Source organism: Leptolyngbya sp. FACHB-36, from assembly GCF_014695955.1.
GTDB lineage: Bacteria > Cyanobacteriota > Cyanobacteriia > Leptolyngbyales > Leptolyngbyaceae > FACHB-36.
Genome location: NZ_JACJPG010000293.1, coordinates 1 through 3,234 on the forward strand (window position 1 = coordinate 1; position 3,234 = coordinate 3,234).

The window sequence follows — 3,234 nt, forward strand, 5'->3', positions numbered from 1 at the left end:
CGCCTGATTGATACGGTGATTGATGAAGCGATCGCCCGCTGCTTTAGCAGCTACACCGAGAATCGACTGCACGAACTGGGGCAGCTTCAGAGCCAGTTGAAATTGACCAACCAAGAACTGACTCGCCTCGTTCGCGCCAGCAAAGAAAATCTCTCCCATCTTGCCCACGAGCTGAAAACGCCACTGACCTCCATCATTGGCTACACGGATCTGTTTCTGCGGCAGAATCGTCAGAACTCTGACCCGGAGGACTCGTCTCCTAACCTAGAACACATCGAGCGCGTCCTGCGAGGTGGACGGCAGCTTTTGCATTTAATCAACGATGCTCTGGAACTGTCGCGCTACGATGCTGGACAAATGCCGCTGCAACTGGCAACGATCGCGGTGCAGCCGCTGGTTAATTCCATTGTCGAGATGGTGGAACCGCTGGCGCGCGTCAAAGATCTAAAGCTAGAGACAGACTACACCCACGCGCCAGAGCACGTGCAAGTTGATCCGCTGCGGCTTCAGCAAATCGTTACCAATCTGCTCAGCAATGCCGTTCGCTATACGGAAGCAGGAGTTGTGCGAATTGAGTGCACCATTCAATCTGAGCAACAGTGGGCGATCGTCATTTCGGACAGCGGCATCGGCATTGAACCCGACGCCCAAGCGCACATTTTTGATCCGTACTTCCGCGCCCCTTTACCCGAACAGGCTCCGCCGATCGACGGCACTGGACTCGGATTGGCGATCGTCGATCGTCTGGTCAAGCTAATGCAGGGCGAAATTCAGCTTGTCTCCCAACCCGGAACAGGCTCCACATTTACAGTGATTCTGCCGTTAAAGGTGGAGTATCCGACGCAGCAGGCGCAAGCAGTCTCAGATATTTAAGCTTGACCACGCTTACGGCACCAACCACGCAATTACAATTGAGAGTTCAAAATGATCAGTTGAGAATTCAATCGTGGCTAAGTCCTTCAAACACCTGGATACAATTACGGCGCTGTTTGTCACAGTGCTGCTAGTGTCGAACGTGGCGTCCAGCAAAATCGTTGATTTGAAGCTGTTCACCTTTGACGGAGGAACCCTGCTGTTTCCGCTCAGCTACATCTTTGGCGATATGCTGACAGAAGTTTACGGCTACGGCCGATCGCGCAAAGTCATCTGGCTCGGACTAATTTCTGCTGTGCTGATGTCGCTGACGTTTATGGTGGTTGGAGCGCTGCCGCCTACACCCGATTGGAATAACCAGCAAGCCTACGAGCAGATTTTAGGACTGACGCCGCGCATCGTGTTTGCCAGCATTGTGGCGTATTTTGTAGGCGAGTTTGCCAACTCGTACATCTTGGCGAAGCTAAAACTGTTGACGCAGGGACGCCAGCTTTGGATGCGGACGATCGGCTCTACCCTAGTCGGACAGATGCTAGATACGGGGCTATTTGTCGCGATCGCCTTCACTGGAACTGTACCGACATCGCTGCTGGTCACGCTGATTGTGTCCAACTATGTGTTCAAGTGTGGTGTCGAAATCCTGTTTACGCCGCTGACGTATTGGATTACTAACTGGCTGAAGCGTCAGGAGCGCGAAGACTACTACGATAGCAACACAGATTTCAACCCATTTCGTCTGTCAAACCGTTGAAGCTCAGTATCACAAGACCACACGATCGACTCGAATCAGACTCGATTTGAATGCGTTGAAATGTGTGAAACAGGACAAAGCCTAGAGAGCTGCTTTGCAATAAACCGTTACTGGAAAGTAACGGACTTTCCCCTACTCTCTGCGATATGGTTTAAGAAATCGCCCTCTTAACTAGCAATGACTAGCTCACATTTTTCTAGTGAAGGCTCGGAACTTGAACCTGAACTTGATCAACCATTGCTTGCAGTACTACAGGCAAGAAATGCGGAGCTAGAATTCCAGTTGCAGGAGTATCAAGTTCGACTTCAGCAAAAAGAAGAGCAGCACTCAGAGGCTAGATTAACCGACATTTTTAACCGCGCGATCGCCTCGATTGCCAGTCTGCGAATGTCTTCTCACCAAACTTGGGAATACGACTACCTTTCCTCTGGATGTGAGGTGGTCTTTGGCTACTCCTCCCAAGCATTCATGACCAACCCAACGCTGTGGCTATCGCGAGTCCTGCCAGAGGATCGAGACGCTGTCACCACAACCCGGAACATGATTTTTAGCACTGGCTCTGCTGCGATCGAGTATCGGTTTTGTCATGCAGATGGAACCGTTCGCTGGATCTCGGAAACTCTAAGTTCTCACTGGGATGAGGTGGCTGATTGTGGAGTCGTTACTGTAGTTAGCTTAGATGTCAGCGCTCACAAGCGCACCGAGGCCGAACGTGAGCAGCGTGTTGAATCTGAATCAGTCGCGTACAACAGCATCGGCGTGAGCGTTGAACTGGCGAAAACCATCAGCGATCGCAGGCTTGCTGAAGTCACGCTGCGGCAGTCTGAGCAGCGGATGCGAAGTATTTTGAGCAGTATCAGCGATGCGTTTTTTTCAGTCGATCGAGAATGGCGGTTTACATTTCTCAATCAACAAGCCGAACGCGTGCTTCGTCGAGACGCACAGCAGCTTCTAGGAAACACGGTTTGGGAATCCTTTCCGGATGCGGTTGACTCCGCGTTTTATCATCAATACCACTGGGCGATGGAGCACCAGCAAAGTGTTTCGTTTGAAGCCTATTACCCACCCTACGATCTCTGGGTTGACGTGCGAGCGTATCCGTTTGCGGCAGGGCTAACTGTTTATTTTCTGGATATAACTGAGCGCAAACAGGTGGAATTAGAGGCTCGACGATTGCAGGAACGACTGCAATTTTTGTTAGCTAATACGCCCGCCGCGATCTTTACCTGCAAACCAAACGGTGATTTTGGTGCAACGTTTATCAGCGACAATATTCAAACAATCTCAGGTCATGAGCCTCAAGAGTTTTTAACTGAATCTGGTTTCTGGATAAGTCACCTTCACCCGGATGACCTTAACAGAATCATTAGCGAAATGCCTTTATTATTTAACGAAGGACATCACACTTACGAATATCGATTTCGCCATAAAGACGGCAGCTACCGATGGGTGCGAGATAGCCTGCGGCTGATTCGGGATGCGCTTGGTGAACCTGTCGAGATTGTGGGCTGCGTCACTGATATTAGCGATCGTAAACAGGCAGAAATATCCTTACGTGAGAGTGAGCAGCGGCTGCAAACAATTCTCGAAAGTTCTCCTCTGTCTATTTT

The 3,234-nt window shown here is 50.5% G+C and carries 3 protein-coding genes; all 3 read left to right on the forward strand.

What is annotated here, in order from left to right; genetic code table 11:
• Positions 1 to 873, forward strand: an 873-nt coding sequence (locus tag H6F43_RS07980) for a HAMP domain-containing sensor histidine kinase (protein ID WP_190342269.1), incomplete at its 5' end; no start/stop codon positions are given.
• A gap of 73 nt (positions 874 to 946) precedes the next feature.
• Positions 947 to 1,624: a queuosine precursor transporter gene (locus tag H6F43_RS07985; protein WP_190342270.1), complete on the forward strand. Its 678-nt coding sequence runs from the start codon at positions 947 to 949 to the stop codon at positions 1,622 to 1,624.
• A 237-nt stretch (positions 1,625 to 1,861) separates the two neighbouring features.
• Positions 1,862 to 3,234 (forward strand): PAS domain-containing protein (locus H6F43_RS07990; RefSeq protein ID WP_190342271.1); only part of this gene is annotated, 1,373 nt, incomplete at its 3' end.